General features: G+C 76.6%; 5 protein-coding genes. 2 read left to right on the forward strand and 3 right to left on the reverse strand.

From position 1 onward, the window contains the following. Positions 1-196: BRCT domain-containing protein (locus ACFU6K_RS30760; RefSeq protein WP_380668544.1), on the forward strand; the 196-nt coding region annotated here is incomplete at its 5' end. A 164-nt stretch (positions 197-360) separates the two neighbouring features. Here ACFU6K_RS30760 and ACFU6K_RS30765 read toward each other — a convergent pair. The 3 genes from ACFU6K_RS30765 to ACFU6K_RS30775 are packed head-to-tail and all read right to left on the reverse strand — an operon-like array spanning position 361 to position 4,073. Then, positions 361-1,677, reverse strand: a complete 1,317-nt coding sequence (locus ACFU6K_RS30765; RefSeq protein ID WP_380668546.1) for an ATP-binding protein — start codon at positions 1,675-1,677, stop codon at positions 361-363. Next, a complete protein-coding gene (locus ACFU6K_RS30770; protein ID WP_380668548.1) occupies positions 1,677-2,390 on the reverse strand; it encodes a response regulator transcription factor in 714 nt (237 codons plus the stop codon). Before ACFU6K_RS30770 ends, ACFU6K_RS30765 begins: the two co-directional genes overlap by 1 nt. Positions 2,391-2,450: 60 nt before the next feature. Further along, positions 2,451-4,073, reverse strand: coding sequence for an alpha/beta fold hydrolase (locus tag ACFU6K_RS30775; RefSeq protein WP_380668550.1), 1,623 nt, complete (start codon positions 4,071-4,073; stop codon positions 2,451-2,453). A 222-nt stretch (positions 4,074-4,295) separates the two neighbouring features. Here ACFU6K_RS30775 and ACFU6K_RS30780 point away from each other — a divergent pair, with 222 nt between their 5' ends. Beyond that, on the forward strand, positions 4,296-5,132 hold the full coding sequence (locus tag ACFU6K_RS30780) for an arylamine N-acetyltransferase (protein ID WP_380668552.1): 837 nt from the start codon (positions 4,296-4,298) through the stop codon (positions 5,130-5,132). Positions 5,133-5,208: the final 76 nt, after the last annotated feature.

Here is a 5,208-nt window from a genome sequence, read left to right on the forward strand (position 1 = left end):
CCTCTCCCGCAACCAGATGAACGAACTGGTCGAACGCGCCGGCGGCAAGGCCTCCTCCTCGGTCTCCAAGCGCACCACCCTCCTGGTCGCGGGCGAGAAGGCCGGCTCCAAGCGCGCCAAGGCCGAGGAGCTCGGCATCCGCATCCTCACCCCCGAGGACTTCGCCACCCTGGTGGCCGCCCACCTCCCCGCCTGACGGGGCCCGCCCCGCGCGGGGGTCCGGTCGGGGCCGGACTTCTTGCGCTCACGCGTCCGCCCGGGCCCCTCCGGACGGTCCGCCGGGGCGGTGGCCGGCGCGCGGACCGGCAGCGGGGGCATCCCGATCCGTACGGCCCGGGCCCCGGCGCCCCCGACGGGCCGTCAGCCGCCCGGGGCCGGCGGCAGCCGGAAGCCGACCTCGGCGCCACCCCCGGGGGCGGCGGCGGCGAAGACGGTGCCGCCGTCCGCGACGACCAGGTCGTGGACGATGGCCAGGCCCAGCCCCGAACCCGGGGTCGACTGGGTGCCGGCGGCACGGTAGAAGCGCCCGAAGACGGCATGCCGGTCGCCGGCGGCGATCCCGGGCCCGTGGTCGCGCACGGCCAGCCGGGTGCCGGTGACGCGGATCTGGACCGGGGTGCCGTCCGGACTGAACTTGACGGCGTTGCCCACCAGGTTGTCCACGCAGCGCTGGAGTGCCCGCGGCCGGGCCAGCACCCGGACGGGCCCCTCGGAGACGACGGCGATCTCCCGGCCGGTGCGGCGGCGGAAGCGCCGGGCGCTGTCCTCGGCGGCGTCCGGCAGGTCGAGCGGCTCCGGTTCCTCCGTGCTCTGCTGGTCGGTGGCCAACTCGACCAGCTCGCGGACGAGTTCGTCGAGCGCGACGGTCTCGGTGACCAGCGTCGCGAGGATCTGCTCCTCGTCCTCGGGGGCGAGCCGGCCGCGGGCGCGCTGGAGGAGCTCGGCGCAGCCGCGCACCGAGGTCAGCGGGGTGCGCAGCTCGTGGCTGGCGTCCTGGACCAGGCGCTGCTGCTGCTCGCGGGAGCGGCGCAGCGCGCCGACCATCGACTCGAAGGCCCGGGTGAGGCCGCCGACCTCGTCGCGCCCGGCGGCGGGCAGCGGGGTGGCCAGGTCACGGGTGGTGGTGATGTGCTCGGCGGCGCGGGCCAGGCGCCGCACCGGCCGCAGGATCCGGCCGAGGACGAGCCAGCTGAGCAGGGCGCAGGCGGCGGCGGCCGCCACGCTGGTGACGGTGATCCGCCGTAGGAACGCCTCGTCGACCTCGGTGACCCCGGCGTAGGTCTGGCCGACCATCACCGCGCCCTGCCCGTCGGGGCGGGCCTGGGTGAGGACGCCGTAGGGGGTCCCGTCGACGGTGGCGTCCTCCTGGTGGGAGCCCTGCCCGGTGCGGGCCACCGCCAGGGCCCGCTCGGAGACCGGCAGCGCCGGCCCGCCGCCCGGGGCCAGCGGCCGGGCGGTGCCGTCGGCCGGCAGCAGCTGTTCGACGGTGTCGGGCCGGGCGGGCGGCAGCCGGCCGAGGTCCAGGGCGGCGAGCACGGTGTCGGCCCGGTCCCGCAGGCTCCGGTCGAGCTGGTCGGAGACCAGGGTGCTGACGCCGCGGTAGGCGGCGGTGACGGGCACGGCGATCGCCAGCAGGACGGAGGCGAGGACCACCAGGCCGATGCGGGTGCGCAGCATCAGGCGGTCCGGGCGGTGTAGCCGACGTTGCGCACGGTGTGGATCAGCCGGGGCGCGCCGTGCTCCTCGGTCTTGCGGCGCAGGTAGCCGACGTACACGTCGAGCGAGCGCGAGTCGGTGTCGAAGTCGTAGCCCCAGATGCGTTCGTAGATCCGGTGGCGGGTCAGGACGGTGCCCTGGTTGCGCAGCAGCAGCTCCAGCAGGTCGAACTCGGTCTTGGTCAGGTCGAGCCGGCGCCCGCCGCGGTGGGCCAGCCGGGCGGCCGGGTCCAGGGCGAGGTCGGCGAGGGCGAGCCCGGTGTCCTCGCCGACCCCGGCGTCGAGCGGCTCGGTGCGGCGCAGCAGGGCGCGGATGCGGGCCAGCAGCTCCTCGGTGGCGAAGGGCTTGGCGAGGTAGTCGTCGGCGCCCGCGTCCAGCCCGGCGACCCGGTCGCCGAGCTGGTGGCGGGCGGTGAGGACCAGGATGGGCAGGCGGTCGCCGCGCCGGCGCAGCATCCGGCACAGGGCGAGGCCGTCGAGGCGGGGCATGACCACGTCCACCACCGCGAGGTCGGGGCGCCGGTGCTCCAGGAGCTCCAGCGCCTCCTGGCCGTCGGCGGTGGTGAGCACCCGGTAGCCCTCGAAGCGCAGCAGGTGGTCGAGGGTGGCGCGGACACCGGGGTCGTCCTCGACGACCAGGACGGTGCGCCGGGCGTCGGCGGTGGGATCTGTCATGGTGTCATCCTCGCTGGTGGCGGGCGTGGTCATGCCGGTCGGGGGGCTGCCGACGACGCGTCAGCGGGGGACCGGGACGACCTCGACCGGCGGGATCCGCACCAGGCAGGAGGTGTCGCCGACCTCGCCGGTGCGGATGAAGCCGCTGGAGATCTCCAGGGCGCAGCCGGTGGACTCCATCTCCGGGAGGTGTCCGCTGTTGGGTACCGAGACGAACGCGCTGTGGCGGAACTGGGCCGCCGACAGGCGGGAGTTGACCTCGGGGGTGTTGGTGTCGAGGTCTCCGGAGAGCACCAGCACGGGCACGTCGGGCAGGTTCCCCAGGTCGGTCGGCTGCGGGCGGGCGGTGCCCCGGCGCGGCCAGTTCAGGCAGTTGTCCCCGCCGTCGGTCTGGCCCGCGGCCCAGCCCTCGGGGCTGAAGGCCCCGAAGTCGGCCGGGTCGGCGGCGGCCAGGGCGGCGCGGTACTGGCGGCGGCGCTCCGACACCGGGGCGTCCGGGTCCCAGGCGCGGACGTAGTCGTTGCAGGTGACGGCCAGGAACGAGGCCTGGTCCTCGGTGCCGGTGCCCTCCATCTCGCCGCGCACCAGGGCGGACAGCGGCCCCTCGTCGCCCGCGGCGAAGGCGTGCAGGGCGGCGGGCAGGGCGCCGAGCAGCCCTGGCTCCCCGGGGTGCAGGCCGATGCCGCGGGTGGCCGGCTCGTACATCAGGTCGGCGAGCTTGTCCTCGGTGAACAGCACGGTGCGCCGCTCGCCGCCGGCCTCGGCGGTCACCTTCAGCGGGCGGGTGCGCAGCCGCTCGGCGACGGCGGCGAGGTCGTGCACCGCGGTGTCCGGGTCGCAGGCGCCGCTGCGCTCGCAGATCCGGCGCAGCGTCAGGGAGACCTGTTGGGCGCCGGGCCGGGCCAGGGAGTCGAAGGCGACCGGGTAGGCGCCGGACAGCACCATCTTCTCGACCCGCTCGGGGTGGCGGTCGGCGTAGACCGGCATCAGGTAGGTGCCGTACGACATGCCGTACAGCACCAGCCTGGGGGCGCCCAGGCGCTCGCGGGCGGCGTCGATGTCGTCGGCGGTGGCGGCGCTGGTGTAGCCGCGGGCACGCGGGCCGAGTTCCTCGGCGCACTCGGCGACGGCCTCGCGCTGGCCGGCCCGCGGGGCCCAGCGGTACTCGGCCTCGGTGACGTCGCAGGGCAGCCGGCCGGAGCGGCCGGTGCCGCGCGGGTCCAGCAGGAGCACGTCGTAGTCGTCCAGCACCCCCTGCAGCGCACCGGCCACCTGCTCGGCGCGGTCGATCAGGGTCTCGCCGGGGCCGCCGGGGTTGAGGGCGACGGTGCCCAGGGCCGGACCGGGGCGGCTGTGGCGCACCACCGCGTAGCTCACGTCGACGCCGCCCAGGCGAGGCTCGCCCGTCACCAGGGGCCGGCGCATGGTCGTGCAGTCGACCTGGTGGCCGGGGACGGCCGGGCACCACGCGGGCCGGCCCTGCGCCCCGGCGGGGGAGGCCTGCGCGGGCGGGGCGGCGGCCAGGGGCAGCGCCGTCGCCAGTACCGCCAGGGCCGCGGCGGCCGGGGCGCCCCGCCGGGCCCGCCGCCCCGCGCCGTTCGCGCTCGCGCCGCCCGTGCCCGCGCCGCCCGTGCCCGCGCCGTTCGTCCCGGTGGCCGTGCCCCTCGCCGTGTTCGTCGTCATCGCGCTGTCCTCCGTACGTCCTGCGGTCGGTGTGGGCACGACTCTGCCGGGCGCCCGTCAGCCGTTCGGCAGAGTGACGGCAAAGGCGTGTAAGAACCCGGACGCGCACGACCCGGACGCGCACGGACCCGGGCGAGCGGGAACCCGGGCGAGCGGGGACCCGCAGGACGTAGGACCAAAAGCCGATGGCCCCGCGCCCGGCCTCCCGGGTGGAATGGCCCGATGGATCACGCGCCACACCCCGAGCAGCCGTCCGACGGCCCCACCGACGGCCCCGCCGGCGGCCTCACCGCCGCCCAGCGGTCCGCCTACCTCGACCGCATCGGCCTGCCCGACCCCGGCGCCCCCTCCCCGCACGCGCTCGCCCGGCTCCAGCTCGCGCACCTGCGCACCGTCCCGTTCGAGAACCTGGACATCCACCTCGGCGAGCGCATCATCCTCGACCCCGCCGCCCTGCTGGCCAAGGTCGTGACCCGCCGCCGCGGCGGCTTCTGCTACGAACTCAACGGCGCCTTCGCGCAGTTGCTCACCTCGCTCGGCTACCGGGTCGGCCTGCTCGCCGCCCGGGTCTTCGACGGCGAACGGCTCGGCCCGCCCTTCGACCACCTCGCCCTGCGGGTGGACCTCGACGAACCGTGGCTGGTCGACGTCGGCTTCGGCCGCTTCAGCCACCACCCGCTGCGCCTGGCCGAGCGCGGCGAACAGGCCGACGCCGAGGGCGCGTTCACCCTCACCCCGACCGGCGCCCACGGCGACCTGGACGTCCTGCGGGACGGCACGCCCCAGTACCGCCTGGGCCCGCGCCCGTACGAGCTCGCCGACTTCGCCCCGACCTGCTGGTGGCAGGCCACCTCGCCGGACTCCCACTTCACCCGCTCCACGACCTGCACACTGCTCACCGCGGACGGCGGCCGGATCACCCTCGGCGGCAACCGCCTCATCACCACCACCCCGGCCGGCGGGCGCACCGAGCGGCACCTCGCCGACGACGAGGCCCTCACCGCGTACCGCACCCGCTTCGGGATCACCCTGGACCGCCTGCCGGGCCTGCCCGGCTGAGCTGCTGCCCGCCCGCCCGGCCGAAGAGCCGGGCGGGCGCAAGCGGTCAGGCGACGAGGCAGAGCCCGTCGTACCC

Origin of the sequence: Kitasatospora sp. NPDC057512 (assembly GCF_042802135.1) — a bacterium.
Classification (GTDB): domain Bacteria; phylum Actinomycetota; class Actinomycetes; order Streptomycetales; family Streptomycetaceae; genus Kitasatospora.